This is a genomic window from Pseudomonas sp. ES1, from assembly GCF_050586605.1.
Taxonomy (GTDB): Bacteria; Pseudomonadota; Gammaproteobacteria; order Pseudomonadales; family Pseudomonadaceae; genus Aquipseudomonas; species Aquipseudomonas sichuanensis.
Genome location: NZ_JBOBDM010000019.1, coordinates 23,603 through 50,038, shown reverse-complemented (window position 1 = coordinate 50,038; position 26,436 = coordinate 23,603). Strand labels below are relative to the sequence as shown.

The 26,436-nt window shown below is 59.8% G+C and carries 26 protein-coding genes and 1 pseudogene; 12 read left to right on the top strand and 15 right to left on the bottom strand.

The features are described from left to right. The first annotated feature begins 36 nt into the window (after positions 1-36). Positions 37-441 carry a MerR family transcriptional regulator gene (locus tag ACQ4N9_RS10410; protein ID WP_347150277.1) on the top strand — a complete coding sequence of 135 codons (405 nt, stop codon included), beginning with the start codon at positions 37-39 and terminating at the stop codon, positions 439-441. Positions 442-569: 128 nt separating this feature from the next. Here ACQ4N9_RS10410 and ACQ4N9_RS10405 read toward each other — a convergent pair whose 3' ends face one another. Further along, positions 570-1,601: an amidohydrolase family protein gene (locus tag ACQ4N9_RS10405; protein ID WP_390967882.1), complete on the bottom strand. Its 1,032-nt coding sequence runs from the start codon at positions 1,599-1,601 to the stop codon at positions 570-572. A 24-nt stretch (positions 1,602-1,625) separates the two neighbouring features. Here ACQ4N9_RS10405 and ACQ4N9_RS10400 point away from each other — a divergent pair, with 24 nt between their 5' ends. Beyond that, positions 1,626-1,787 carry a hypothetical protein gene (locus ACQ4N9_RS10400; protein WP_390967881.1) on the top strand — a complete coding sequence of 54 codons (162 nt, stop codon included), beginning with the start codon at positions 1,626-1,628 and terminating at the stop codon, positions 1,785-1,787. Positions 1,788-1,840: 53 nt separating this feature from the next. Here the strand turns inward: ACQ4N9_RS10400 and ACQ4N9_RS10395 are convergent, their stop codons facing one another. The 3 genes from ACQ4N9_RS10395 to ACQ4N9_RS10385 form a co-directional block, all read right to left on the bottom strand. Further along, complete coding sequence (locus ACQ4N9_RS10395) at positions 1,841-2,098, bottom strand: DUF2790 domain-containing protein (RefSeq protein WP_390967880.1); 258 nt, start codon at positions 2,096-2,098, stop codon at positions 1,841-1,843. 66 nt (positions 2,099-2,164) lie between these two features. Further along, complete coding sequence (gene cynS, locus ACQ4N9_RS10390) at positions 2,165-2,635, bottom strand: cyanase (RefSeq protein WP_110993677.1); 471 nt, start codon at positions 2,633-2,635, stop codon at positions 2,165-2,167. 26 nt (positions 2,636-2,661) lie between these two features. Further along, a complete protein-coding gene (locus tag ACQ4N9_RS10385) occupies positions 2,662-3,321 on the bottom strand; it encodes a carbonic anhydrase (protein ID WP_390967879.1) in 660 nt (219 codons plus the stop codon). Between the two features lie 112 nt (positions 3,322-3,433). Between ACQ4N9_RS10385 and cynR the strand changes: the two genes are divergently transcribed. Then, the gene (cynR, locus tag ACQ4N9_RS10380) at positions 3,434-4,345 is read left to right on the top strand and encodes a transcriptional regulator CynR (RefSeq protein ID WP_390967878.1); all 912 of its coding nucleotides are present in this window, start codon (positions 3,434-3,436) and stop codon (positions 4,343-4,345) included. A 120-nt stretch (positions 4,346-4,465) separates the two neighbouring features. Here cynR and ACQ4N9_RS10375 read toward each other — a convergent pair whose 3' ends face one another. Further along, on the bottom strand, positions 4,466-4,825 hold the full coding sequence (locus tag ACQ4N9_RS10375; protein ID WP_125463599.1) for a cupin domain-containing protein: 360 nt from the start codon (positions 4,823-4,825) through the stop codon (positions 4,466-4,468). After that, the gene (locus ACQ4N9_RS10370; RefSeq protein WP_390967877.1) at positions 4,815-5,414 is read right to left on the bottom strand and encodes a GNAT family N-acetyltransferase; all 600 of its coding nucleotides are present in this window, start codon (positions 5,412-5,414) and stop codon (positions 4,815-4,817) included. The genes ACQ4N9_RS10375 and ACQ4N9_RS10370 overlap by 11 nt, the downstream gene beginning before the upstream one ends. A gap of 662 nt (positions 5,415-6,076) precedes the next feature. Here ACQ4N9_RS10370 and ACQ4N9_RS10365 point away from each other — a divergent pair. Then, the gene (locus tag ACQ4N9_RS10365) at positions 6,077-6,484 is read left to right on the top strand and encodes an ACT domain-containing protein (protein WP_390967876.1); all 408 of its coding nucleotides are present in this window, start codon (positions 6,077-6,079) and stop codon (positions 6,482-6,484) included. A 141-nt stretch (positions 6,485-6,625) separates the two neighbouring features. After that, on the top strand, positions 6,626-7,120 hold the full coding sequence (locus ACQ4N9_RS10360) for a GNAT family N-acetyltransferase (RefSeq protein WP_390967875.1): 495 nt from the start codon (positions 6,626-6,628) through the stop codon (positions 7,118-7,120). 45 nt (positions 7,121-7,165) lie between these two features. Here ACQ4N9_RS10360 and hutH read toward each other — a convergent pair whose 3' ends face one another. The 4 genes from hutH to ACQ4N9_RS10340 form a co-directional block, all read right to left on the bottom strand. Beyond that, positions 7,166-8,689, bottom strand: coding sequence for a histidine ammonia-lyase (gene hutH, locus ACQ4N9_RS10355; RefSeq protein ID WP_390967874.1), 1,524 nt, complete (start codon positions 8,687-8,689; stop codon positions 7,166-7,168). A 12-nt stretch (positions 8,690-8,701) separates the two neighbouring features. Next, positions 8,702-9,535, bottom strand: coding sequence for a quaternary amine ABC transporter ATP-binding protein (locus ACQ4N9_RS10350; protein ID WP_125858216.1), 834 nt, complete (start codon positions 9,533-9,535; stop codon positions 8,702-8,704). After that, positions 9,532-10,383: an ABC transporter permease gene (locus tag ACQ4N9_RS10345; protein ID WP_390967873.1), complete on the bottom strand. Its 852-nt coding sequence runs from the start codon at positions 10,381-10,383 to the stop codon at positions 9,532-9,534. The genes ACQ4N9_RS10350 and ACQ4N9_RS10345 overlap by 4 nt, the downstream gene beginning before the upstream one ends. Before the next feature lie 75 nt (positions 10,384-10,458). Continuing rightward, on the bottom strand, positions 10,459-11,427 hold the full coding sequence (locus ACQ4N9_RS10340; RefSeq protein WP_258646096.1) for an ABC transporter substrate-binding protein: 969 nt from the start codon (positions 11,425-11,427) through the stop codon (positions 10,459-10,461). A gap of 102 nt (positions 11,428-11,529) precedes the next feature. Between ACQ4N9_RS10340 and ACQ4N9_RS10335 the strand changes: the two genes are divergently transcribed. The 4 genes from ACQ4N9_RS10335 (at position 11,530) to ACQ4N9_RS10320 (ending at position 16,525) form a co-directional block, all read left to right on the top strand. After that, a complete protein-coding gene (locus ACQ4N9_RS10335) occupies positions 11,530-12,444 on the top strand; it encodes a LysR family transcriptional regulator (RefSeq protein ID WP_232884588.1) in 915 nt (304 codons plus the stop codon). 91 nt (positions 12,445-12,535) lie between these two features. Then, on the top strand, positions 12,536-13,039 hold the full coding sequence (locus ACQ4N9_RS10330; protein WP_390967872.1) for a sigma-70 family RNA polymerase sigma factor: 504 nt from the start codon (positions 12,536-12,538) through the stop codon (positions 13,037-13,039). Next, entirely contained in the window at positions 13,039-14,037 is a 999-nt protein-coding gene (locus ACQ4N9_RS10325) for a FecR domain-containing protein (protein WP_390967871.1), read from the top strand. Before ACQ4N9_RS10330 ends, ACQ4N9_RS10325 begins: the two co-directional genes overlap by 1 nt. Positions 14,038-14,116: 79 nt before the next feature. Next, the gene (locus ACQ4N9_RS10320; RefSeq protein ID WP_390967870.1) at positions 14,117-16,525 is read left to right on the top strand and encodes a TonB-dependent siderophore receptor; all 2,409 of its coding nucleotides are present in this window, start codon (positions 14,117-14,119) and stop codon (positions 16,523-16,525) included. Between the two features lie 484 nt (positions 16,526-17,009). On the opposite strand, the gene ACQ4N9_RS10315 is transcribed toward ACQ4N9_RS10320, so the two are convergent. The 3 genes and pseudogenes from ACQ4N9_RS10315 to ACQ4N9_RS10305 form a co-directional block, all read right to left on the bottom strand. Further along, positions 17,010-18,497 carry a DUF1254 domain-containing protein gene (locus tag ACQ4N9_RS10315; protein ID WP_390967869.1) on the bottom strand — a complete coding sequence of 496 codons (1,488 nt, stop codon included), beginning with the start codon at positions 18,495-18,497 and terminating at the stop codon, positions 17,010-17,012. 74 nt (positions 18,498-18,571) lie between these two features. Beyond that, a complete protein-coding gene (locus ACQ4N9_RS10310; protein WP_390967868.1) occupies positions 18,572-19,876 on the bottom strand; it encodes a DUF1254 domain-containing protein in 1,305 nt (434 codons plus the stop codon). A gap of 478 nt (positions 19,877-20,354) precedes the next feature. Beyond that, positions 20,355-20,459: pseudogene (locus ACQ4N9_RS10305) on the bottom strand (hypothetical protein); the annotation flags it as partial. Positions 20,460-20,584: 125 nt separating this feature from the next. On the opposite strand from ACQ4N9_RS10305, the gene ACQ4N9_RS10300 reads away from it, so the two are divergent. Continuing rightward, positions 20,585-21,403: a hypothetical protein gene (locus ACQ4N9_RS10300; protein ID WP_390967867.1), complete on the top strand. Its 819-nt coding sequence runs from the start codon at positions 20,585-20,587 to the stop codon at positions 21,401-21,403. Positions 21,404-21,853: 450 nt separating this feature from the next. On the opposite strand, the gene ACQ4N9_RS10295 is transcribed toward ACQ4N9_RS10300, so the two are convergent. Further along, the gene (locus tag ACQ4N9_RS10295) at positions 21,854-22,183 is read right to left on the bottom strand and encodes a DHCW motif cupin fold protein (RefSeq protein ID WP_390967866.1); all 330 of its coding nucleotides are present in this window, start codon (positions 22,181-22,183) and stop codon (positions 21,854-21,856) included. Positions 22,184-22,288: 105 nt separating this feature from the next. Then, positions 22,289-23,194 (bottom strand): LysR substrate-binding domain-containing protein, encoded by a 906-nt coding sequence (locus tag ACQ4N9_RS10290; RefSeq protein WP_390967865.1) that lies wholly within the window; start codon positions 23,192-23,194, stop codon positions 22,289-22,291. 437 nt (positions 23,195-23,631) lie between these two features. Here ACQ4N9_RS10290 and ACQ4N9_RS10285 point away from each other — a divergent pair, with 437 nt between their 5' ends. Next, positions 23,632-24,912 (top strand): dicarboxylate/amino acid:cation symporter, encoded by a 1,281-nt coding sequence (locus ACQ4N9_RS10285; protein ID WP_390967864.1) that lies wholly within the window; start codon positions 23,632-23,634, stop codon positions 24,910-24,912. Between the two features lie 43 nt (positions 24,913-24,955). After that, positions 24,956-26,428 carry an aspartate/glutamate racemase family protein gene (locus ACQ4N9_RS10280; protein WP_390967863.1) on the top strand — a complete coding sequence of 491 codons (1,473 nt, stop codon included), beginning with the start codon at positions 24,956-24,958 and terminating at the stop codon, positions 26,426-26,428. Positions 26,429-26,436: the final 8 nt, after the last annotated feature.

The following is a 26,436-nucleotide window of genomic DNA, read 5'->3' as shown; positions in this document are numbered from 1 at the left end:
GTGTAGAGTGCGCTCTACAGTCAAGGAGTTTTTAGTGTGAACGTTGGAGAGTTGGAGCGCCGCAGTGGCGTCGGCCGGCATGCATTGCGCTATTACGAACAGCTCGGGCTTATCGTGGCACAACGACAAGCCAACAATTACCGCAGTTACAGCGATCAAACGGTTGTTGACCTGGCCTTTATTCAGAGCGCCCAGAGTGGCGGTTTTTCCCTCGCTGAGATTGGAGAAATACTTGCAGCCAAGCGAGGCAACAAGATCGACTGCGCACAAGGCGCAGCCTTGGTCGCCAGCAAGATGGCCGAAATTCAAGCGAAGATCACCACGCTGCAGGCTGCTTATGTCCTGCTGAGCACGGAGCATGCGAAGCTTGAAGCCAGTGCCATTGCCAACGGCCTGATCACTCCCCACTTACCTGCCCATCTGCATGCCTCGACGCCCTAGCCTCCTGGCAAGGCCATTCGCGTGGCCTAGTGAACAGGGCCGAAGTCGAAGGGTTGGTTCGAGTAGCCTTCCCACGAGCGACCTTCCCGTAAATGGACTTGCTTGATTACGAAATCTTCAAGATGGCCTCAAAACGCGACTGATCTACGATGCTCAGCCGTTGCCACCACCTTGCCGCGCTTGAGCACCATCAGCCGTGTCGGCAGGTCGAGAATGACATCGGCCACAGCACGGCAATCGACCAGCACCAGGTCGGCATCATTGCCCACCGCCAAACCGTGGTGTTTCAACCCCAAGGCTTTGGCAGGGTTTGTCGTGAGCATCGACAACACGGTGGCCTGATCATCCGCGCCGCCCAAGTGGCACGCAGGAATGGCCAGTTGTGCAATGTGCAACAGGTCGCCAGTGCCATAGGGTGTGAATGCGTTTCGAATGTTGTTGGTGGCCAGGCAAACCGTGACACCGCCGTCGCGCAGCGCACGCACAGGTGTCAGGGTGCGTCTTACATTGTGACTGTCACCCCGAGCCCCCAGGTGCAGGTCGGTGGCGGGCAGGCACATCACGCTGATGTCGGCCTCACGTAGCAACGCGATGACCTGTGCCTGCCGCGCTGGCGAGACGGCGGCCAGGCTGGTCAGGTGCCCAACGCAGACCCGCCCTTGGTAGCCTTCGGCAATGGTTCGACGTGCCACGTACTCGATGGTCATGTGCTCGGCGTCATCGGCGAAGTCCTGGTGCAGGTCGATGTCTTTGTCGTAGCGCTTGGCCAGGTCAAAGACGAAATCAATGTGCTCCTGCGGCGACACATCGTTGTAGGGTATGCCGCCCACCACATCGGCCCCCATCTCCATTGCCTGGACCATCATGGCCTGCATGCCAGGCAGCTTGAGAATGCCTTCTTGCGGAAAGGCCACGACCTGGATGTCGATCACCTCGCGAAACTCCTCGCGCAACTCCAGCACCACTTCAAGCCCGGTGAAGCCTTGAGCGGGGTCGAACTCGGCATGGGCGCGCACATGCGTGGTACCGGCTTGTACCAATGCGCGCAGCACCTGGATCGAACGTTCGCGGATATCCTCACGGGTCAGTGTGGGCTTCAGTTCGGCGGTGACGGCGATCGCTTCCTTCAAGGTGCCGGAACGATTGGCCTTGCGCTGCATGACGTTGGCTTTTTCCAGGTGCAGGTGGCCTTCGACAAACCCAGCGACAAGCACATTGCCGTCGCCTTGGATTTCGCGCCCTGCCGTGGTGGCGATGTGTGGCGCGATTTCGGCGATTTTGCCTGCTCGCACAGCCACATCTACCCGTGGCTGGGCGTCGTCAATGCGTACATTTCGAAAGATTAGGTCCATCAACTTCAGTCCTCATGAAGAGTGCTGTAGCGCTGCGAAGGCCGGGCTCAGTTATTCGAGCAACCATTGCCCATCACGCGGTACTCAAGCACATGCTTATTGCCTTGGGAGTCTTCGTACGTCATGCGAGCGGGCACGACCTGACAGACATCGGGGACCTCGCTCATGGAAATGACGCGAGCAATATCGAGGTGCTGGGAGTAGCTGTACTGTTCAACCGGCGTCTGCTCGACCTGTTGCTCAACGTCAGCAGCCATCGCCACGTTGCACAGCGCGCCGAGTATCAATGCGAACAACGCTTTCAATTTTGATCACCTTCAGGTTGTGGCTGGGCCGCGAAGTTGCGGCCCAGCCCATGTGTTGCAGCCAAATCAGAACGGTTTGGTGGGCAGGTATTTGCCATCCAGGGTGATCACTGCGCGCGAGCCGCCCTCGGGGTCTTCGACTTTCTTGATGTCCAGCTTGAAATTGATGGCACTGATGATGCCGTCGCCGAACTTTTCATGAACCAGCGCCTTCAAGGTGGTGCCGTACACCTGCAACATCTCGTAAAAGCGGTAGATGGTCGGGTCGGTCGGGATACCATTTTGAATGCTGCCGCGCAGTGGCACGGTCTGCAGCAGTGCGATGCCGTCCGCGTCGAGGCCGAGCTTGTCACCCACGACCTGGGCGGCGCTCGCCGGCAATGGGTGCTGGCCCAGCAGTGCCGCGGTGACGAAGGCTTCGGACAAACCGGTGCCTTCGGTGATCTGCGAGAACGAGAGGTCTTTGCGGGCTTTGGCCAGAAGGATGACTTCGCTCAGGGCAAGGCGGGCGTTCTGGCTGATTTGCGATTGGATCATGGTGTTTCTCCTTGGTTGAAAGATGTTCAGGCAACGCGCTTGGGTTGATGGGAAACGGCGTGCACTTCGGGGTTGTGGGCGAGGGACACGAATGTGCCGGTGCTGCCATCGAAGGCCTCGATCAGCCCGCTTTCGATGTCGTAGATCCAGCCATGCAAGGTCACGCGGCCCTCTTCCAGGGCCAGGCGCACCGAGGGGTGGGTCTGGATGTTGGCAAGCTGGGCGATCACGTTTTCGCGCACCATGGCTTCGACCTTGGCCTGCGGGCCGAAATGGCTGCGGGCTTCGTTAACCACTCGGGCGGAATCGGCGTAGCGCAGCCAACCGGCCACTGCGGGCATGTGGTCCAGGCATTTGCAGGTGGCGATGGCCGTCATGGCGCCGCAATCGGAGTGGCCGCAGATGACGATGTCGGAAACCTGCAAGGCCGCCACGGCGTATTCGACCGAAGCCGATACGCCTCCAGGCTCGGGCCCGTAGGACGGCACGATGTTGCCTGCATTGCGAATGACGAACAGGTCCCCGGGTTCGCGCTGGGTGACCAGCTCCGGCACCAGGCGGCTGTCGGAGCATGAGATGAACAGGGCACGTGGGCTCTGCTGGCTGGCCAGATCCTTGAACAGTTTGACGCGCTCGGGATAGGCGTCTTTCTGGAACTTCAGAAACCCGTCGATGATGTCTTTCATGGCTGACTCCTTGAGTGACGCGATGTGTTGAAGCAAAGGTTACGCAGCACCTTCAATAAGGTAAAAGTCTGATTTATGATCAGGTAGATCAGATAATCTTATAGGTGCACCCATGCTTGCCCGGCACATCCAGTACTTCATCGCAGTGGCAAACCACCTCAGTTTCACGCGCGCCGCAGCGGCCTTGCATGTGTCGCAACCGGCCTTGTCGCAGCAGGTCCGGCAGCTGGAAGAGAGCCTCGGCACCCCGTTGTTCGATCGTTCCGGCCGGACCACGCGATTGACTGATGCCGGCGAGGTGTACCTGCGCTATGCCAAGCGAGCCGCGCAGGAACTGCAGGAGGCAAAACGAGCCATTGATGACCTCGGCGATCTGAGCCGCGGATCACTTCGGGTGGGGGTAACACCGACATTCACCAGCTACCTCGTTGGCCCGCTGGTTGAGGCGTTCCATAGCCGGTACCCGAACATCACGCTGGTGCTGCGAGAGATCGCTCAAGAAGCGCTGGAAGAACTGTTGTTGGCCGACGAGGTGGATGTGGGCATTGCGTTCGACAACGGCCATCATCTGGACCTGGAGGCCCAGGCGCTACTGGTCGAAACCCTCGCGCTGGTGGTGGGCAAGCATCATCCTCTCGCCACCACGGGCAGTATTGGCCTGGAGAGGTTGAACTCAGAATCGTTGATACTCTTGAGCGCCGAATTCGCCACGCGTGAGCAGATCGACAGCTACTGCCGCCAGCACGACATTCGCCCTCACGTACAAGTGGAGGCCAATACCATCAGTGCGCTTATCGAGGTGGTCAGCAGGACCACGCTCGCGACCTTGTTGCCGGCCAACATCGCCCTGGCTCACGAGCAGTTGGTTGCTATCGAGTTGGACCAGCAGCGCTTGCAACGCACTGCTGTTCTGATGCAACGGAAAGGGGTTTATCAAACGGCCGCAGCGAGGGCCTTCGTTGAACTGGCAATGAAAGTGGCCAAGCAACTTGAGGAGCCAGGCTGCTCCGATCGGCTGATTTAGAAGGGAGCCAAAATCATTAAGCCAGTTCAGTTGTGGCCTGCCGAAGAACATCCGAGCGCCGCCAGCAGGCAAGCATGCAAACTGTCCTTGCGCTGCGCTCGATGAAACGCGACCCAGCGCCTAGTTCGCGGGCAAGAGGATCACAAAGTTCTTTTTCATGTCTTCCAGCACGGTCCATTTGCCCTTGGCGCCCGGTTCGATAATGAAGGTGTCGCCAGCGGCCAGTGTGATGGGCGCGCAACCCTCAAGCTCAATGACGCAGCATCCACTCAGTACATGGCAGAACTCCCAAACTTTGTAGTCGATGCGCCACGCTCCGGTGCTGGCTTGCCATTCTCCGGAAATGCGACCCTGCTGTTCATCGTGATAGTACTTGGACGTCAGCGTATGAGGGGTGCCTTCCAAGACCTCTTCAAAAAAAGGAAGGTCGCGCACCGGTTGGATATCCAGTTCGCGGAACACGGTCAGTTTATTGTTCATGGCTTTTCTCGAGCACGTTGTGGGTAGGGCGATACATCAAATAGGCTTCACCGGTCACGGCCAGCATCGGATGCGGAACGATCTGGCAGGCTTTTACAATTTGAAAGCCGTGACGCTCGTAGAAGCGGCGTGCACCGTGGTTTTCTGCATAATCGATCAGGCATAGCCCATCCAGGCCAGAGTCCTCAGCGCGCTGCTGGGCGTGGCGAAGAAACTCGACACCCAGCCCCTGGCTGCGCCAGGCCTCATCCAGGGCCAGGCTGGATATGTACAAGGTGTCGGGTATTTCCATGTCGGCGTAAGGCGCGAGGACCGGGTCTGTCTCGACAGGCCTGTCAGGGGCCTCGCGCAAGGCATAGCTATGCATCATGCCGATGACGCGCCCTTCGAAAGTGGCCATAAGGCAGTTCTTGTAGGAGAAGTCGCCCTGCTCCCTGGCATAGCGAGACGCACCGACACTCAGCAACGCTTCTCCAGGTGCGGCAAGCTTGCTCCATATGTAATCGGCCATGCCCTCCGATGTCAGTTGAAAGAAGCGCGCAATATCATGCGCGTCCGAGGCTTGAGCAGGTCTGAAGTCGATAGACATGAACAGTGCTCCCATGGGATCGGGTGGTTGGCTTTCAAGGATTACGCCCTGGGCATGGTGGCAGGGTAGGCAGGTTGCACGGTTCCCATCATGCTCTGGGCGAACACCGTCAGCACGGCGTGCGACACTGCACCATGCACAAAGGCACGTGGCCGTCCAATGGCTCAGGCCTGGGGGGCGATCGGGCATCTGCCGGAGGTAGTGAGACGAGATGCGGGGCGACCTGTACTTCAATGGCGGGATGGCCAGAATCAGAGCAGGGTTGCCTGCGTAGGGAATCGTATTTCACGAAAAGCAACTACCGACCCTAAGCTGACAGTCATGCCAGAGGTGATCTCTGTGGGAGCAGGTTTATCGAGGCGTCGAACCGCCGCGAACACGGGCGAAGCCCGTGCCACCCTCCGCGTCGCCTGCTTCGCGGGTAAACCCGCTCCCACAAGGTTCGCGCCAGCCTCGAAAAATGAGCAAGAGCAGCACCATCGCAATGGCAGCTTTGGGTCGAAAGCTGCCATTCGAGCCATTCAGACCTGGTCTAGCCTGGCTGGCGTAAGGTGAATTGGGCAGGGAATCGCATAAGCGACACTAATCGGTAATGAGCAGTATTGATTAAACTAATGCCCCACTGAAATGCACACTGCCGTCTTTCAAACGGGAGTAACCCTATGTCAGGCGAAAAATCGATCTCAGCTCTGCTCCGCGGCATGAGCCCAGTCCTCAATGAAGGCGACTTTGTGTTCTGCACAGTGGCGCACGCTACCGCGCTCCAGGGTACCGATGTGCTGGGTACATTCCGCGAAAAAGAAGGCCTCACTGCAATCATTGAGCGCGAACGCGCTGATGCACTGGGCCTTGAGTACAGTTTTGTGGCAGCTTGGATCACGCTCACCATCCACTCCGCTCTTGATGCGGTAGGTTTGACGGCCGCATTCGCGACCGCGCTCGGCAAGGCTGGCATCAGTTGCAACGTGATCGCAGCCTTCTACCATGACCACATTTTCGTAGCCAAGGATGATGCCGCTAAAGCCATGGATGTCCTCCAAGCCTTATCTCGCACAGGCGAACCCAGTTAGCCCCCGGCCTTGATGATTGCGGTTTACCTGTTGGCATTGGCTGCCTGGTTTCTCACCTTCCCTGCCAAGCCATTGCGCATACGCCTGAAGGTGCCATAGGCTGCCACCTCATCAATCAATGCCACTGACGCTGGATAAACGATGATCGAACTACAAGGATGTACAGCGTTCTCCGGTCTGGTGTGCCAGCCCGTTGGCCCCTCTGACGCAGAAATGATCTGCGCCCATCGCCAGGACATGTTTCTTGAGGCAGGCGGGGATCCTAAACAACTACGGGTCATGACCCAGCACTTTCGCCCATGGCTGGAAGAGCGACTCGGTGACGGTCGGTATTACGGGTTCAAACTCCTGGATGGCGAGCAACCGGTCGCAGCCATTGGCCTGATGAGCATCGATTGGCCGCCGCATCCATCCCACCCAACCCTGGACAAGCGTGGCTACGTGTTGAACGTGTACGTCCAGCCGGCTTACCGCCGCCGCGGCCTGGCTTCGGCCTTGATGCAAGCTGCCGAAGCCGAGTTCGCTCGCCGAGGCATCAGCTTCGCAGTCCTGCACGCCACCGAGACGGGCAAACCGGTCTATGAGCAGATCGGTTGGGCTGGCACGTCGGAAATGGCCAAAGCCATTACTGGGTAGTGACTGCCCTCGACCCAAAGCCGCCCTTGGCGGCACCTGCACCTGTCACAACAGCTCGGGGAAGGCAGCGCCAAGCAGGCCGGGGTCCTTCAGGATCGATGCACTGCTGGCGATATCCGGGGCCAGCCAACGGTCCTGGGCATAGGCCGGGACCCGTTCGCGCAGCAACCGCCAGGCAACCTGGGTACCTGCGCCAAAGCGCTGCTCCTTGAGGAACTCGAATGCCTGAGCCGCCAACAGGTATTCGATGGCAAGGATCTGCGTACAGTTCTCCAGGGCGCGGTGCAGCTTCAACCCGGCATTGGTGCCCATGCTCAGATGATCCTCCTGCAGGCCGGAGGTGACGTAGTTGTCGATGACGGCCGGTTGGGCCAACTGACGGTTTTCGGCACAGAGTGATGCGGCCACGTACTGGACAATCATCATGCCCGAGTTCACACCCGGTTGACTGACCAGGAAGGCCGGCAAGCCGCTGACCAACGGGTTGATCAGGCGATCGAGACGACGCTCGGCAATCGCCCCGATTTCGGCCACCGCGATGGCCAGCAAGTCGGCCGCCATGGCCACGGACTGGCCGTGGGGATTGGCCTGGGAAACCACCCGATAGGACTCGGGCGTACCCAGCAACATCGGGTTGTCGGTGGTGGAGTTGAGTTCGGTTTCGATCTGCCTTGCGGCGTGTTCCAACTGATCGCGCGCGGCGCCATGAACCTGCGGGATCGAGCGAATGCTCAAGGCGTCCTGGGTGCGAATGCCATGGCTGCTGGCAATGATTTCGCTACCCTCGAGCAGGCGCCGCAAATTGCGGCCCACGCACTGCATGCCGGGGTGGGGTTTGAGCGCGATGATTTCAGGGTCGAAGGCATCGAGTTGGCCGCGCAGGGCCTCGAAGCTCATGGCGCCGATAACGTCCGCCCATTGGCTCAAACGCGTGGCGTCATCCAGAGACAGGCAGCTCAGGCCGGTCATGCACGGGGTACCGTTGACCAGGCACAGACCATCCTTGGCCCCCAGTTTGACCGGCGCCAGGCCGACCTCGGCCAAGGCCTGCTGCGCCGGCACGATCTGCCCGCGATAGCTGACCTGGCCGACGCCCAGCAAGCTGATGCTGATATGGGCCATGTGGGTCAGGTACCCCACCGACCCCTGTTTCGGCACCTGCGGGGTGATGTGCTGGTTGAGCAGGGTCAGCAACGCCTCGACCACCTTGCGCTGCAGGCCGGAACGGCCCTGGCAGAAGTTGATGATCGCCGCGCACATGATCGCCCGGGTCTGTTCGTCCGACAGCGCGCTACCCACGCCACAGGCATGGCTGAGCAAGGTGTTGTGCGACAGCTGGCTGAGCTGTTCGTCCTGCAACGAGACATTGCACAAGGCGCCAAGCCCGGTGTTGACGCCATAGGCGCGGTCACCGCTGGAAACGATGCGCTGGACAATCGCCTGGGCGTTGTCGATCCGCGCCCAGGCCGATGGGGCCAGCTCAAGCTGCGCTCCATGCCGGGCCACAGCCACCACGTCCTGCCAGCGAACGGGCGCTTCGGCGATGATGATTTTTTTGGCAAACGACATACACGCGGTTCCTTATAGCGAAGCTACGCGACGCTGCACGAAACGATCTACGTATTCGTCCGCAGGCTGGTAGAGGATTTCCTTCGGCGTGCCGACCTGGATCAGGCGGCCGTCCTTGAGAATGGCAATTCGGTTGCCGATGCGCACCGCTTCGTCCAGGTCATGGGTGATGAAGACGATGGTCTTGTGCAGGGTCTTTTGCAGTTCCAGCAACTGGTCCTGCATTTCGGCGCGAATCAGCGGGTCGAGCGCACTGAAGGCTTCGTCCATCAGGATGATGTCGGTGTCGGCAGCCAACGCACGCGCCAGGCCCACGCGCTGGCGCATGCCGCCCGACAACTGGTGCGGGTACGAGCGTTCGTAACCTTTGAGGCCCACGGTGTTGATCCAGTGCAGGGCGCGCTCTGTGCACAGGGCTTTGCTCTCGCCACGGACCTTCAGGCCGTAGGCGACGTTGTCCAGCACGGTGCGGTGCGGCAACAGGCCGAAGCTCTGGAACACCATGCTGATCTTGCGCCGGCGGAATTCGCGCAGGGCTTGCATGTCGTATTGCAGAATGTCCTCGCCGTCCACCAGGATCTGGCCGCTGGTGGGGTCGATCAGGCGGTTGAAGTGACGCACCAGGGTCGACTTGCCCGAGCCCGACAGCCCCATGATCACGAAGATCTCACCGCTGCCGATGGACAACGACAGATCGTTGACCCCGACCACGCAGCCGGTATCGGCCAGCACCTGCTCTTTGCTCTTGTTCTGGCGGATCAGTTTCAGGGCATCTTCGGCACGCGCACCGAAGATCTTGAAGACCTGTTTGACTTCGATCTTGTTCATCGTCTGCTTGGCGCTCATTTGCCCACCCCATGCCGTGGCCGGCCATAGGCCTGAGTAATGCGGTCGATCACGACCGCCAGGATCACAATGGCCAGGCCCGCTTCGAGGCCGCGGCCCACATTGAGGGTCTGGATGCCGACCAGGACGTCTTCACCCAAGCCACGGGCACCGATCATCGAGGCGATGACCACCATCGACAGGGCCATCATGGTGGTCTGGTTGATACCGGCCATGATGCTCGGCAACGCCAGTGGCAACTGCACGCCGAACAGTTGTTGCAGGCGATTGGCACCGAACGCGTTGATCGCCTCCGTGACCTCGCCGTCCACCTGGCGAATGCCCAGGTCGGTCAGGCGAATCAGCGGCGGGGCGGCATAGATGACGGTGGCAAAGATCGCCGGCACCTTGCCCAGGCCGAACAGCATCAATACCGGGATCAGGTACACGAAGCTGGGCATGGTTTGCATGATGTCGAGCAGCGGCATCAACACCGCCCGCAAGCGATCGTTGCGCGCCGACAGGATACCCAGCGGAATGCCGACCAGGACCGAGATCAGCGTTGCCACCAGCATCAGCGCCAGGGTCTGCATCAGCTTGTCCCAGAGGCCGACCGCACCGACCAGGAACAGCAAGCCGACGATCACCGCCGTGGGTAAGACTCTACGGGTGGCGTGCCAGGCAATAGCGCCGACGATGGCCAGCATCAGCCACCAGGGTGTTGCGCGCAGCAGGCCTTCGAGGTTGACGATGGCCCACAGCAGGGTGTCGGAAATGTGCCGGAACAGGTCACCGTAGTTGGTGACCAGCGCATCGACCCAGCCATTGACCCAGTCGGCAATGGAAAACGTGAAGTTCTTGGGGAACATGGATTTCTCTCGAGCAAATGCTTGAAGCGGACTGCTATGCGGCAAGCCCGGCAGGCGCCGGACCGGCCCACACCCTCAGAGTGCCGCATCTACCTTTTTGGCTGCGTCTTCGCTGACCCAGCTGTGCCAAACTTCGGGGTGCTCCTTGAGGAACGACTTGGCCAATTCCGCCGACTCGATGCGATCTCTGGTCATGCGCGCCAGGTTCTGGTTCAGCAGATCGATCGGCAGATTGACCTTTTCCAGCACAGCCACCAGTTCCGGCGCCTGTTCGTGGAAGGTCTTCGACACGCCCACCTTGATGGTCACGGATTTATCCACGCCTGGCTTCTCGTCCAGCTTGACCAAGTCGGCCTGGCCCATCAGCGGGGTGGGCGACCAGTAGTAGAAGAGGATCGGCTCGCCACGCTTGTAGCTCGACAGCACGGCGGCATCCAGTGCCGGGCCGGTGCCCGGGCGGAAGTTGGTGTAGGTGTTTTCCAGGCCGTAGCTCTTGAGCATTTGGCTGTTGTCCAGCTCGCAGGTCCAGCCGGCCGGGCAGTTGTAGAAGCGCCCCTTGTCCGGTTCTTCCGGATCCTTGAACACCTGGGCGTATTGCCCCAGATCGGCAATGCTCTTGAGGTTCGGGGCCTTGGCTTCGAGTTTGCGCTTGGCATCGCCTTCGATCACATAACGCGGCACATACCAGCCTTCGACCGCGCCCACCACCGGCGAGCCGACGCCGACGACCTTGCCGGCGGCCGCAGCCTTGTTCCAGACCTCGCTGCGCCCTACCCACTCCTCGGCGAACACCTGGATATCGTTGCTGCTCAGGGCGTTCTCCATGGAGATGGAATTACCCGGCAGGCTGTCGGTGTCACAGCCATAGCCATTTTTCAGCACGAACTGCATCACCTCAGTGAGCAGCATCCCGCTTTCCCAGTTCAAACCGGCGAATTTCACCGGCTTGCCGGACTCGCACCAGCCGGCCGCCTGGCTGGCGCCAGCGCACGCCAGGAGCCCTAAAGAAAGTGTCGTGGTCAGCAGAGCCTTTGTAATTGTCATTGTGACGCTCCCAAACAAGATGATCACTGCGCAGGAGAAATATTTCACAACATAAAAAAAGGATAAAATAATAAGTCCTGATGCATCACCAAGGAAAAACCTATGAAGTTCACACTCAGGCAGCTTCGCTACGCGCTCGCAGCGGCCAAGCACGGCAACCTCACCACTGCTGCCATGGAGCTTCATGTTTCACAACCTTCCATCTCGGCGGCCATCACCGAGCTGGAGGAGGTGCTGGGTCAAGCCATCTTCATACGCCAACGTGGCCTCGGGATATCGCTGACCCCATTCGGTCGTACCGTCATGGTCCAGGCCCGTCGCGTGCTGGCAGAGGCTCAGACCTTTGCCGAGATCAATGCCAATGCTGGCGAGTGTGTCGGCGAACTGGTGGTCGGCTGTTTCGAAGATCTGGCGCCCTATTGCCTGCCACAAATCGTGCGACGGATGCAGGAGTCCTGCCCAAGGGTCACGGTCGATATGCGCGATGGCAGCTTCGACTATGTTGGCAAGCGCCTCAGTGAGGGCGCGATAGAACTGGCCATCACCTATGACCTGGGTTTACCGCCGAACACTCATTGCACGCAGTTGTGCCAGCTGACCGCCCAGGTGCTGCTGTCGGCCGATCATCCGTTGGCCAAGCAGTCGCGCGTCAGTCTCAAAGCGCTAGCCGAATACACCCTGGTAGTCACCGATCAGGTTCACAGTTGGCAGCATGTGTTGGATCTGTTCAGCTTTTACGACCTCTCCCCCGCCGTTGTGCACCGTGTGCGCACCTTCGAGTTGCAGCGCAGCCTCGTCGCCAATGGCTTTGGCGTGGCGCTGATCTATACCCGGCCCTTTGGTGACCGTAGTTATGATGGTCAAGCGCTGGTCTGTCGGCCGACTCAGGAGAAACTGCCAACCCATAGCATCGTGCTGGCGCATGATCAGCGCTATCCATTGACGCCTTCGGCCGAGGCCTTCAAGGAGCTGGCGGTGGCATGGTTCGCGGAGCGACCGTCGTTTGCATCCGAATGAACAAGATGCACCGCGCCCTTCTTCGTTCTTGTCGGCACACAATCAGCCACATATGATACTAAGTCTCATTTGCACAAACCTGTGACAACTCATGGCATCCGTCGACACCGCTCAGCTGACTGCTCTCTACGAACAGCAACACCGCTGGTTGCGTAGCTGGCTGTATCGGCAACTGAGTTGCCCGCACCGCGCCGCAGACATGATGCAAGACACCTTCATGCGTCTGCTGGCCAGCAACGAGACGCTCGAAGTCCGCCAGCCTCGGCCGTTCCTGGCCAAGGTGGCACGCAGTGTCCTGTCCAACCACTTCCGTCGCGCACGCCTGGAAAAAGCCTATCTGGATGCGCTGCAGATGGAAGACCAGAGCGTACTGCCGGATCTGGCGACCCAATTGATTATTTTCGAGACCCTGGTTCGACTCGACGAAGCGCTCTGCGAACTGGATGTCGCCGTCAAGCAAGCCTTTCTCTGGTCGCAACTGGATGGGCTCAGCCACGGCGACATTGCCGAGCGGTTGGGCATTTCGATCGCCACGGTCAAGCGTCACATCATCAAGGCAGGTGCGAAATGCATGCTGGTGACGGAGTCCCTCTGATGACTGCCAGCACAAAAGCCGTTGCGCGAGAACCATCGCTCACACCGAAAATGTGTGAGGAGGCCATGGAATGGTGGCTCGATAGGCAGGAGGCCAATCTCGATTCAGCTGCACAGGCCGCGTTCATGGCATGGCGCAGTGCACACCCCTTGCATGAGATGGCCTGGGAAAAAGCCTTGGCGCTGGGCGAGCAACTCGACTCATTACGCAGCCGAGGCGACCCCGGCCTTGCCCGACGGGCCTTGTTGCTTCCCGCTCAGGAAGGGTTAAGCAGAAGACGGGCAATCAAGGGCCTGGCCTTGCTGCTGAGCGCAAGCGCTGGTGCATGGATGGCCCGGGACAGCGAAATGGTGTCGCGCTTCAACGCCGATTACACCACGGGTGTCGGTGAGCAGCGACGTGTCGCACTGACCTCCGAGCTGTCAGTTGAACTCAATACCCGCAGTGCGATGAATGCTCGCCAGGCAGATCAAGGTTGGCGCCTTCGATTGCTCAGCGGCGAGGTCCTGATCGACACGGCTTCGAACCAGACGCTGTTCATCGATACCGCTCAGATTCGGGCCCAGGCGTCCTCGGCGCGTTTCACCGTACGCCAGTTTGACAATGGCTCAACGCAATTGGCGGTCTATCGGGGCTCGCTTCAAGCAAGCCCGACACAAGCGGGCACCTGGTCTGCCCTGCAAGCCGGACAGGTGGCACGTTTTGGGCCACTCGGCATGCTCGATCAGCGTGCACTGCAAGCCTCCGCCCCGGCCTGGGCCGAAGGCATGATCGTCGCCAACGGCCAACCGCTGCAGGCGTTCCTCGCTGAACTGGGTCGGTATCGTCATGGCCATCTTGGCTGCGACCCTGCCCTGGCCAACCTGCGGGTATGGGGCACCTACCCGCTGGCAGACAGCGATCAAGTCATCGATGCCGTCGCCCACACACTGAAACTGGATGTGCAGCGTTTCACTCGCCTGTGGGTCAACTTGCGCCCCCTGCCGGCAACCGTTTGAAAAATTGTCGTCCGCGATGAGCCGTTTTGATTTCTGGCGAGACTCATAGGCCATACATCAAGATCATCGGGGACATCACATGCACCACCGCAGCATTTCGTCATCCCACACAACCGCACTCCTGACCGCCCTCGGCTGCGCCGCAGCGGTCATGGCCGGCGCGGCATCACCCGTGTGGGCCGCCGTCGACAGCAACGTGCAGCACTACGACATCCCTCCAGCACCTTTGGGTACTGCACTCAATCACCTGGGCCAGCAAGCTCACTTGTTGTTGTCGTTCCCCAACGACTTGATAGCCGGCCAAAGCAGCCAGGGGCTGCGCGGTGACTACACCGTCGACGAGGCCCTACAGGCGCTGCTTGCAGGCAGCCAGCTGGTTGCTGTTCGCCAGCCGGATGGGCGATACGTCATCGAGCGGGCGCAGGCCTCAGGCGCCCTGGAGCTGCAGAGTATTTCCATTTCCGGCAAGGCACCGGGCTCGACCACCGAGGGTACCGGGCTCTACACCACCTACTCGTCCAGCAGCTCGACGCGCCTGAACCTCACCCCCCAGGAAACACCGCAAACGCTGACCGTCATGACGCGCCAGCGCCTGGATGACCAACGCCTGACCAACCTCAGCGACACCCTCGATGCTACCCCCGGCATCATCGTGTTGCGCGACGGCCAGGGCGCAGAATCCGACGGCTATTTCTCGCGCGGCTTCGAGATTCAGAACTTCGAAATCGACGGCGTGCCCACCGTCAAACGCATGGACAACTACACCCAGAGCATGGCCATGTATGACCGTGTGGAAGTGGTCCGCGGGGCGACCGGCCTGATCAGCGGCCTGGGCAGCCCTTCAGCGACCATCAACCTGATCCGCAAGCGCCCCACTGCCGAGGCCCAGGCCAGCATCACCGCCGAAGCCGGCACCTGGGATCGCTATGGCACAGGTTTCGATGTATCCGGCCCGCTGACCGAAACCGGCAACGTGCGCGGCCGGCTGGTCGCCGACTTCAAGACCGAGCAGTCCTGGATCGACCGCTACAAGCAGGACTCGCAACTGATCTACGGCATCACCGAATTCGACCTGACGCAAGACACCCTGCTGACCATGGGCTTCAGTTACCAGCGCACCGACGTCGACTCGCCCATGCGCTCCGGCCTGCCCACCCGCTTCACCGACGGCTCGCGCGCCAAGCTCGAGCGCTCGCTCAATTCGGCGCAGTCCTGGTCCTACAACGACCATGTACAGACCAGCTTTTTCACCTCGATCGAACAGCAGTTCGCCAGTGGCTGGAGCGGCAAGATCGAGCTTACCCACACCGAGAACAAGTTCGACGAGGTCTTCAACTACGTCAACGGCGGCCTCAACCCGGACGGCAGTGGCACCACCCAGTTGCCGGTGCGTTTCTCTGGCATCCCGCGACAGAACAACATCGATGCCTACCTGACCGGCCCGTTCAGCCTGCTGGGCCGCGAACACGAAGTGATCGCTGGCGTGACCTTGTCCCACTACTACGAAAACGTGCCCAGTTACGGCGGCTGGAAATACGACTATTCGGGCTCGCCCGCTGGCGCAATCGACAACCTGCTGAACTGGAATGGCGACTCGCTGAAACCGCCGTTCAATGTCACTGGCAAATCCACCACCGACGAAACCCAGTACGCCGCCTACCTGGCCACACGCCTGCACGCCACCGATGACTTGAGCATCCTGCTGGGAAGCCGCGTGGTCGACTGGCATCGCGATATCGAAGACAAACCCTATGGCGCCGCGCACACCAAGACGGAGGAGTCGGAAACCGGCGTCTACATTCCGTATGCCGGCGTGGTGTACGACGTCAACGACACATGGTCGCTGTATGCCAGCTATACGAAAATCTTCAACCCGCAATCCTCCTGGGTTCGCGACATCGACAACAAGCCGCTGGATCCGATGGAAGGCACTGGCTTCGAAGTCGGCATCAAGGGCAGCCACTTCGACGGCAAGCTGAACTCCAGCGTCGCGCTGTTCAAGATCGAGCAGGACAACCTGGCGATCTGGATCGACACCCCGGGGGGCAACACCTACAAATCCGAACAAGGCACCACCACCAAAGGTGTCGAATTCACCCTGGACGGCGAACTTGCCGAAGGCTGGCAGGCCTCCGCTGGTTATGCCTACGCGGTCAGCACCGACGCTGATGATCAGCGCATCGTTACCACCTTGCCGCGCCACAGCCTCAAGACCTTCACCAGCTATCGCCTGCCGGGGATTCTGGACAAGGTCACCCTTGGCGGCGGCGTGAACTGGCAGAGCAAAACCGGTGCCGACCTGCACACCTTCACCCAGGGCAGCTACGCCGTTACCAACCTTTTGGCGCGCTACGACTTCAACCAGCACCTGAGTGCATCCATCAACCTGAACAACCTGTTCGACCGCGAATACCTCAGCTATGCCGGCGACCACGGCATGTACGGTGCGCCTCGCAACATCATGACGGGTATCAAATACAACTTCTGATGCGTGTACGCGTCGGTTGGATCGGGGCCATCGGTTTCAATCCAGTTCAACAACTGCAAAAGCCAAGGGGCGTTTGCATGACTGGAAACGATGTGCCCCATAGCGGCCGGTGAGGTCAGCAGACAACTTGTTGGATCAGGTTTCGCGGCAGTCTTTGATACTAGGCTCTGTACGAAAAGTTTTGTGGGAGCGGGCTTGCCCCGCGATGGAGCGCGAAGCGCTCCTGTACCCGATATCAAATAGTGTCAAAGACGCCGCGAACTCAGGCTTTGCTGCCGCGTCGCGGCAGATCGCGGGGCAAGTCGCATCGGCGCACCGCCGCTCCCACAACGTTGAATGACCACACTTTTCGTACAAAACCTAATGTTCCAAGTGACCGCCATGGATCGAAAGCGGTCGTCCGCGACCAACTGCCATCGACCTATTGCTGTCATTGGATTGGTTCGCTGGCGCACAGCTCAAACCGCCAGCCTGGCCAGAGGCGTTACTTGACCTTCACCACGTCATCCGGTTTCCAGGTCTGGTCGTAGAAAGCGTCTTCGCTGCCGTACAAACGCAGTGCTACCAGGAAGTTGCGGCCTGGGATTGTCTGGATGAATGCTGCATCGGCAACATCGGCCGGTTTCTCGGGGCCGGACCAGATTTCGATAGAACCATCCTGCTGCTTGGGGATGTCGTAGTAACCATTGGTGGATGGCAACAGCTGTTTCGTCTCGGGCATGGTGCCGTCAGTGATGTTGTAGGCGGTCACCGCCCAGAACAGCGCAGCAGGTGGATTCGGCGGCAGGCGCAGCTTGTAGGTACCCCCGCCCTCAAGGAACTTGCCATCCTTGTCACGCCCTGTGAACGGGTACTTCGAGCCAGCCCCCGTGGTGTGCATCACCATCGCCGGTGCCGAGGAATAGGCGAACTGGAAGAAGTTGGCGCGTTGGTTTACGTCTAGGTAGCTTTCTTGCATCCAGTCATTGGTGCCGCCGGCCCAGGTGTTCTCGTACTGACGGTCCTGATAGTAGAGATTGCGTTTGTCTTCGCGCCCCAGTTGGCGGTTGGCGAGGATCATTTTCGGTGCGGTTTCCACCGCCTTCTTCAGTAACTCCTGCTGCTTGTCCGTAGGCTTGAACGGCACGCCCTTGATGATGCCGATGGACGCCAGCACGCCGCGCAGTTCGGGATCAATGGCTTCGACCGGCTCATAGTCGACGAAGGCCTTGAGCTTGGCCCAGTAGTTGTTGTCCACCGGATACATCATGTTCAGCGCCTTGCCACTGGCGTCGGGGAACGCCATGGGCTTCACGTCTTTTTCCACCGTGAACAGCGGATAGACGCGGGTCAGTTCGGCGTTCTTGACCGCTGGTGCGGGGTCCGGTTTGCCTTCGCCTTTGGCCATGATCGTGCGGAAGAACAGGAAAACGTTGTAGGTTCGCGACTTGACCGCGAAGTAGCCACCAGGCACCGGCCCGTTGTAGTCCGGCGGCAGCAGCAGGTACAGACCGCCACGCGCACGGTCTGGCCCCACTGCACCCACGTCGGTGAGTGTTCTCTGGAAAAAATCGGTAAACATGCCAATCACATTCGCTGGCGCCTTCACCACCAACGGCCCCGTCTGCTTGAGATCCAGATAGCTCATGGAATAGATCACGTCAGCGTTGGGCGTGGGCACCATGGTTCGCGCGTCCATGCGCTGCTTCCAGATCGGCAGCACGTTGTAGCCGGCGCCGAATGCTTGCTCCGAGCCATCCTTCATGCCGATGGTATTGAGCGCCGGCAGCATCGTCATGTAAGCGAAGACCGCGTGCTGGTAATAGAGCTCATCACGAAGGCTCTCGGCCTCCTTGGGATCAAGCCAATTGCCGTTGTTGATCTGCTTGATCAGTGGCGAAGCCGGCGGCTGGTCGGCCGCCTGCACCATCGGCAGGGCCGTCAGCGAAGCTGCCAGTGCAGAAAGTGCGAACATGCGTTGCATCGAACCCATGAAAGTAATCTCCAGAACAAGGCGGCGACGCCCGATACGTCGCCACCGACGGGCTTATTTATCGGTTCAGTGGCTTACTTGATCTTCTTGATCACCGGCGGTTGCCAACTGCCATCGAGGATCGGTTCCTTGCCCCAGTAAGCGCGGATGTACAAAGAGACCGGCTCCTTCGGTGAAGGCAGCCAGTTGCTCTCCTTGCCCTTGCCGGGTGACGTGGGGGCGATATAAAGCGTGAGCGAGCCGTCGGCGTTGCGTTTGAGGTCCTTGTTCTTGGTGCCCAGGGAATAGCGGTTGAGCTGGTTGCTGCTGAACAGGTGTTTTTCGTTGTATAGCGTCAGCGACCAGAAACCGTTCACCGGCGGCTCCTGGCCGGCGGCAAAGTTCACTTCATAGCTGTGCGCGCCATTGAGCGGGGCGCCGCCATTATCGAAGTCGGTATAAAAGTATTGGGTTTCGCTCGGGCGGTTGTCGAACATGTTCGACTTGGCGGTGCCGGTACGGTTGAAGTAGTCGATGCCGAACTGGGCGTTGTTGGTGGAACGGTTCCAGCCGTTGCCCGCCGGGCGCCCGTTGTGCTTCCACTCGAAGAACGGCTTGATGATGTCCTTCTCGCTTTCCACTGCGGTCTGCACCAGCAGCTTCTTGAGCGCCGGATCCTTGGCTGCACTCTCCATCAGCAAGCGGAACTGACCGTAGAGCGCCTCTTCACCCGGCAGCGGCGGCACCATGTCCAGCACTTTGGGCAGTTGCTCGAAGAACTTCTCGGGAATCACCCATCTGGTTTCCCCGCCGCTGGCTTTGGCGGCGTTCGGGTTGGGAATGTCCGGGGTGTTCTTCCAGTCGATGCTCTTCATCTTCCCGTCGAAATCCTTCAGCGGGTAGAACGCAACCTGATTGAGTTTCTCCTGGATCGCGGCCCGATCTGCGGCAGTGTCATCCAGGAAGATGCGCGGAATGGCGTTGGCCAACGCCGTGGGGCTGCGGATGATCGCTTCCACCCCTTCGGGTTTTTCGCCTTTCCAGTTCGGCCCCACCAACAGGTAGAAGCCCGGTTTGCTGCCATAAGGCTTGCCCAGTTCGCCCACCTGGTCGGTGCGTTGGTCATAGATCGAATAGACCCAGAAGCGCTCCCCGAAATCCGGTACCTGGGCAATCACCGGTTGGTCATCAAGGGAGAAGAAGCCCAGCCCATACACCACGTCCTGGTTCGGGCAGGTGACGAAGGTTTCGGCCGGGGTGATGTAGTCATGCAGCATGGCCAGCCGGCCTTGCGGCGCCACTGGCAGGATGCCGCCCAGCAGGCCAGGATGCGGTGCCCTGGTGATGGTGTCGTTGCGGTTGAGCATGTTCACCATCGGCCATCCCCAGATATAAGCCATACGCGCTATCGCCTTTGCGTACTCTGGGTGCATTAGCACTCCAGTGGCTGGCTGGGTGATTGGCGATGCAGGGGTGGGTGCCTGCTCGGCAGCGTGAAGCACTGGCGCGCCCAAGGGAATGAACAAGACAGCGGCGCAAAGCAATTTCATCGAATGAGGCATCGTCGACATCCTTGCGTTAAAAATTTGCTAAGGAAGCGAACTTGCGAACTACGGTGGGCAGTTGTTAAACGCACACGCTCAACATTCCGGCTCCGTGACCTTGCCAGTCTAGATTGCATCGGCGGCTACGCAACGAAGCGCTTTCGATAGTCTGGGTCGATGCCTGGCGGTCCTGACGAGCGGCTACCCGCTGTGCCTCTATCGTGGTTCAAGCTGCGTGGGCCATGGCTGAGACAGACCCGATGAACGTCAGCTTTGGGTCGAAAACAGGCGCTCGCCAAGGGCGCCTTGGCCCTTCTTTTTCATTGATCACCTCAAGTAGCCCCGCTATGCCGAAGATGCTGATCATTCGTTTGAGGGCGTAGGCAAGCACATGGAGGCTCATCTCGGTGCTTACCCTCGGCAGGGTTTTGGTCAGGAAAGTGGGTACTTCCAGTCCTATGACGCGCTCTCCAGAACATCGGTGGTGATCAAGGTATCACTTGGCTATCATGGCGCACCTGTCGGCAACGCTAGGTATGAGCCCAATAACCATGGATGATAACAGTGTCAAAGACGTTACTACCCCTCGCTCTGGTCGTTGCTTTACTGGCCGGCTGCGCCACCCAGCAAAGCTCGCCACACCTGGAAAAAACCAACCTTGTCGGCATCTGGGCAATGTTTCCGTTAGCCAACGGCATTGCCAACGTCGCCGAGTACCAGGCCGATGGCAAGGTGCAGCTACACTCGTTTAACTGCGTCGAACAAGGCGATGCGGCGGTTGAAGTGTCTGACTATTCGCTGGCAGCCGATGGCAAAGCCATCCATATCAAATCGCCCGAACGGGCGTTCGACCTCAGGGTGGTGGCGTTCGCAGGCAAACTGATGGTCCTCGGCATGCCGGTCTCGGGCTCGGAGCTGAAATTTCTCTACGAAAAGGTCGATCAGGTTCAGCCGTTGTGCGATGCCTTCCCTAACGCCAAAGCCAAAGCCGAAGCCGCGCGCCGCACCGCCTACCAGCCGGCTGACTTCATTCCCGCCCCGGCGATCCCGGCGCATGCCGGCATGGAGCGCTACGTCGGCACCTGGCTGAATAAAAAGAAAAACGAAGAACTGCAAATTCTCCTCGATACTAAGGGCACGCCGTATCTGAGCTTGCCCAGCAGCGAAAACTGGTCGTACCTGTTCAACGACGTTCGCTGGGAAGGTGATGTGCTGCACTACCAAAGCTTTGCCTACTCGAAAAAGCCGGACCTGTTCCGCCACCCCTATCACAAGACCAACACCCCTATCACCGTAGAGCCCACGGCCGATGGCAAGCTGCTTAGGGCCTATGTGATCGGTGCCAAGCGCTTTGAATCAGTGCTTGAGCGCAAGGCGGATTGAGCCGCTTATGGCGTAAAAAACCTGCTGCCAGAGTGCGGTAGTTCCAAGCAGCAATCAGCCGATCCCCGCATAACTCTTAAGGTCAAAAAGCATCGTCGCGCGATGATCAGTCTCGATGTTTTTGTGATCCAGCCAATCACGCGCTTTTCGGCTTGTTTAAGACTTTCACGACCGCCAGCTATTGGCCCAAGCGGAGGTTTTTGTTGCGGAGAAACGCTCAGGCTCGAATCATATTTTTCGCGCCTGGTGAATCGCCTCTGATTTCCTGAACAAATTTGGAGGGTTGTTTATAGCCAATCTCGACCCTTCGCGAAGGGCTGCTTTGGGTCGATATCTGCCGTTCCCAACATCACGCCATCAACCCGTTGCAGCCGTTCACAGCAATCCAGGTTTCCCTGAATCTGGCATTCCGGAGTCAATGATTTTGGCGCACCAACTGGCAGCACCCCTTCAATCCACGATGAACAACTTGGCCCCGATCAAGGTGGATGAGCGATGCGCCTCGGCATTGTCGCCGACCTGATAGCTCATGCCGGCCTTCAACGTGAAGCGCCGGCCATCGTCCAGTTCGGTGTCCAGCTGGCCCTCCAGGCACAGCAGGATATGGCCCTTGCTGCACCAATGGTCGGCGACGTAGCCGGCGCTGTACTCCACCTGTCGCACACGGATGCTGCCGAACTGGCAGGTGCGCCAGTACGCGGCGCCCACCTCGCCGGGGTGCGCGACAGGCTCGATCTGCGACCAGTCGGTAGTGCCAAAGGGGATGGCGGTCAGTTGCATGTTCGACTCCTGTGAATGAGGGCCTCGAACTTACCGCTGCGCAGCACTCATCGATAGATACAGACCGGCTGCATTTGTTTCATACAGCACCCCATACGCGTGCCTTCAACGCGTGTCCTTCTCCAGCGACTTCCACAGGTCCAGCATTGTCTGGTTGGTATTGCCGATGGAGCGAAACGACCAGATCTCCAGCTGCGCAGACCATTCAGGCCCGCCTGCGCGCACCAGTTTGCCTGCGGCAATCTCCTCTTCCACCGCCGATTCGGGGACCCAGGTGATGCCGTAGCCTTCGCGCGCCATGCGCAACAGGTGCATAGCCATGTCGGCTTCGTAAAAACGGTTGAGTTCGGGCTGGCGTTGTTCAGCCTGGATAATCACATCGACCACCCGCCCGAGGAACGACGTTGCGGTGTATGCAAGATAAGGAATGGGCTGCTCGGGGATCCCTGGCAGTTCGAACAACGGCCGGCCTCCGGCGTCGGGGGCCGAGACCGGAAAGAACGCATCAAGGCCCAGGCGCAAGCCGATGAACTTGTCCGGGTCGAGCACGATCGGCGCGCGTGGGTGGCTGTAGCCGATCATCAGGTCGCAGCCCCCTTCCGCCAGGGCAATCACCGCTTCCTGCACATTGGCCGCCAGCACCCGGGCATTGAAATAGCCATAGCGGCGCTGAAAGCCGGCGAACCATTTCGGCACGAAGGTCATCGACAGGGTATGGCCGGCGATCACCTGGATCGACCGCCCGGGCATGCGCTCGCCGCGGCGCAAGGACGAGCGCAGGTCCATGAAGGCCGACAGGGCTTCGCGCCCTTCGCTGCAGAAGATCTGGCCAGCCTTGGTCAATTGCACAGGATAAGTACCGCGATCGACGAGGTCGACGCCCACCCACTCCTCGAGCGATTTGATCCGCCGTGACAACGCGGACTGGGTGATGCAGCGGATCTCGGCGGCACGGGAGAAGTTCTTGGTTTCGGCGACCGCTAGCAGGTCATCTATCCACTTGGTTTGCATGGCAGGCTCGGGCAAATGTTCGGCGCTGACTCGATCGGCAACGGCATGTCCCTGAAAGCTTTGCACTGTTCATGGCGCCACTCCAGGCCAGCGTTAAATAGCGAGGTGGAGCCAAGCCAGGAGATAAACAATCTTAACCGCCTGATGCGATTATTTAGACGACATTAGCCGCATTTCAAAAACTATGAAATTAACGCATCAAACTATCGCGCTTCCTCATCAACTCATCAAAGCACTGGGCGTAATCTGAGCGCGTTGGCTGGAACGAAGCAGCCATGAACACCCTTCGCAGCCCTTTGGATTGTCGGTTTCAGTATCCGCTGGACGCCGCCAAAGCCTGCCCGATCGCCAATCGCTGACTGACCCGACACCTGGCCCGGCGCTGTAGCTACAGCGCCGGACGAGCTTCGACGCGCCGCAAAAACAATGAGGTCGAGATGAACAACAAGAAACTACCCAAATACATCGCCGTGGCAATCCTGCTTGGCATCGTCGTCGGTTGGGGTTGCAACACATTTGCGCCCAGCCCTGATTCGGCAAAAGAGATTGCCGGCTACTTCAGCCTGGTCACCGACATCTTCCTGCGCATGATCAAGATGATCATCGCCCCCTTGGTGTTCGCCACCCTGGTGGCCGGCATCAGCAGCCTGGGCAACTCCGGCTCGGTAGGCCGCATTGGCCTGCGCTCGATGATCTGGTTCGTCAGTGCCTCGCTATTCTCGCTGGCCCTGGGCATGTTGCTGGTCAATGTCTTCCAGCCCGGGGCTGACCTCAACCTGAGTATCCAGCAGGCCCAGGCGGGCAGCGCGTTGACCGTCAACGCCGGTGATTTCAGCCTCAAGACGTTCATCAGCCATGTCTTCCCGCGCAGCATTGCAGAAGCCATGGCCAACAACGAGATCCTGCAGATCGTGGTGTTCTCGCTGTTCTTCGGCCTGGCACTGGCCTACGTGAAAAAACAGGGCAACGAGAAAATCGGCGACCTGGTCGACGACCTGGCCAAGGTGATGTTCCGTATTACCGACTACGTGATGATGTTTGCCCCCGTCGGTGTGTTTGCCGCCCTCGCCGCCGCGGTGACCACCCAAGGCATCGGCCTGCTGTTCGATTACGGCAAGCTGATCGGCCAGTTCTACATCGGCATCCTGCTGCTCTGGGTGGTGCTGTTCGCGGTCGGCTACGGCTTCCTCGGCCGCCCGGTGTTCACGCTCGGCAAGCTGATCCGTGAACCGGTGTTACTGGCGTTTTCCACCGCCAGCAGTGAGTCGGCCTACCCCAAGACCATCGATGCGCTGGAGAAATTCGGTGCTCCCAAGCGCGTATCCAGCTTCGTCCTGCCCCTGGGGTATTCCTTCAACCTGGACGGTTCGATGATGTATCAGGCCTTCGCGATCATGTTCATCGCCCAGGCCTACAACGTCGACCTGTCGTTTACCCAGCAACTGCTGATCCTGCTGACCCTGATGATCACCAGCAAAGGCATGGCCGGCGTTGCCCGTGCTTCGGTGGTGGTGGTCGCGGCTACCCTGCCCATGTTCCATCTGCCGGAAGCGGGCCTGCTGTTGATCCTGGCGATCGATCAGTTTCTGGACATGGGCCGCACCGCCACCAATGTAGTGGGTAACAGCATTGCCACGGCAGTGATTGCCAGCCTGGAGAGCAAGCACGGCGACACCCCTCAAGCGCACAGCACCGGCAGCCGCCCACAGAACGCCTGATCCACCCCCCGCCCACTCCCCTTACCGCCTGGATGAACCGAACATGAAACCGTCGAGAAAAAATCACTCCACCCGCACGCTTGGCATCATCGGCGGCCTGGGTTCGCTGGCGGGCGGGGACTTGTTCCTGAAGTTGCTCAAGAGTGAGCCGGTGCTGGCGGACCAGGGGCGCTACCACCTGCTGTTCGAGCAACATCCTTTCAAGGACCTGTCGCTGCCACTGTGCATCGACGCCAGCATGACCTCCCGCAAGCTGTATGTGTTTCAGGTCTGCCAGGGTTATACCGACAGCGAGGTGGATGCCGTACTGATTCCGTGCTTCGCCAGCCAGACCTTCATGGATGAGCTGAAAGCGGAACTGGACATCCCGATTGTCGACCTGATGGCTGCGCTGAAGCAGCACCTGGCCCAGGTGGCCGAACCGGGTGCCCGCCTCGGTGTGCTGGCCTCGGACTACGTCCGCGCTGCCGGTCTGTTCGAGCGGCACTTCGGCGCCGACTTTAAGCTGGTGTATCCGTCGCCTGCCAATCAGGCGGCGCTGATGGAGGCTGTATACGGTCCTGCGGGCATCAAGGCCGGCCACCTCGACGGGGTTGCGCTGGAGCGGCTTCACCAGGCTTGCCTGGACCTCAACAGCCAAGGGGCACAGCTGCTGCTGCCGGGCATGACGGAGATTTCCCTGGTGGCAGCCGACCTGCAACGACGCGGCATCCGCTGTATCGATGTGAACCAGGTGTATGCCGACTACGCCGCATCCAGTGAATCAGTGCGAACCGCCGCGCCGTTCAAACTGGGCATTGTTGGCGGGGTCGGCCCGGCAGCGACTGTCGACTTCATGGGCAAAGTGGTCAAGAACACGCCAGCTGGCAGGGACCAGGACCACATCAGGATGGTGGTCGAGCACAACCCTCAGATTCCAGACCGAACGGCCAATCTGCTGCACCAGGAGATGGATCCGACAGTGGCCATGTACGCGACCTGCAAGCGCCTGGAATGCGAAGGCGCCAAGGCCATCGCCATTCCCTGCAACACCGCGCATGCCTATGTCGAGCGCATCCAGGGGCACCTGCACATCCCGATCATCAACATGCTGACGCAAACCATCGCGTTCATTGGGCAGGCGTATGGAGACACCTGCAAGGTCGGCTTGCTGGCAACCTCCGGCACCCTGCAAAGCCGGGTTTACCACGCGGCTGCAGAGCGGGTCGGCTTGAACCTGATGGTGCCTGATGAGGCCGCGCAGGTGCTGGTCATGCGCGCTATCTACGGTAAGCAAGGCGTCAAGGCGGGGCACACCACTGGCCAGTGCAAGGACGACCTGCTCACGGCTGCAGCACAGCTGGTGGAGCAAGGTGCGACCGTTTTGATCCTTGGCTGTACCGAGCTGCCGCTGATCCTGCCAATGGCCGATGACTTTCCCATCGGCACGGCCCGGGTAGCCCTGGTCGACCCCACGAATGTGCTCGCGCAACGCTGCGTCGCACTGGCCCAGGGGGACTTCACCAGCCTGACCTGACCGCCTGG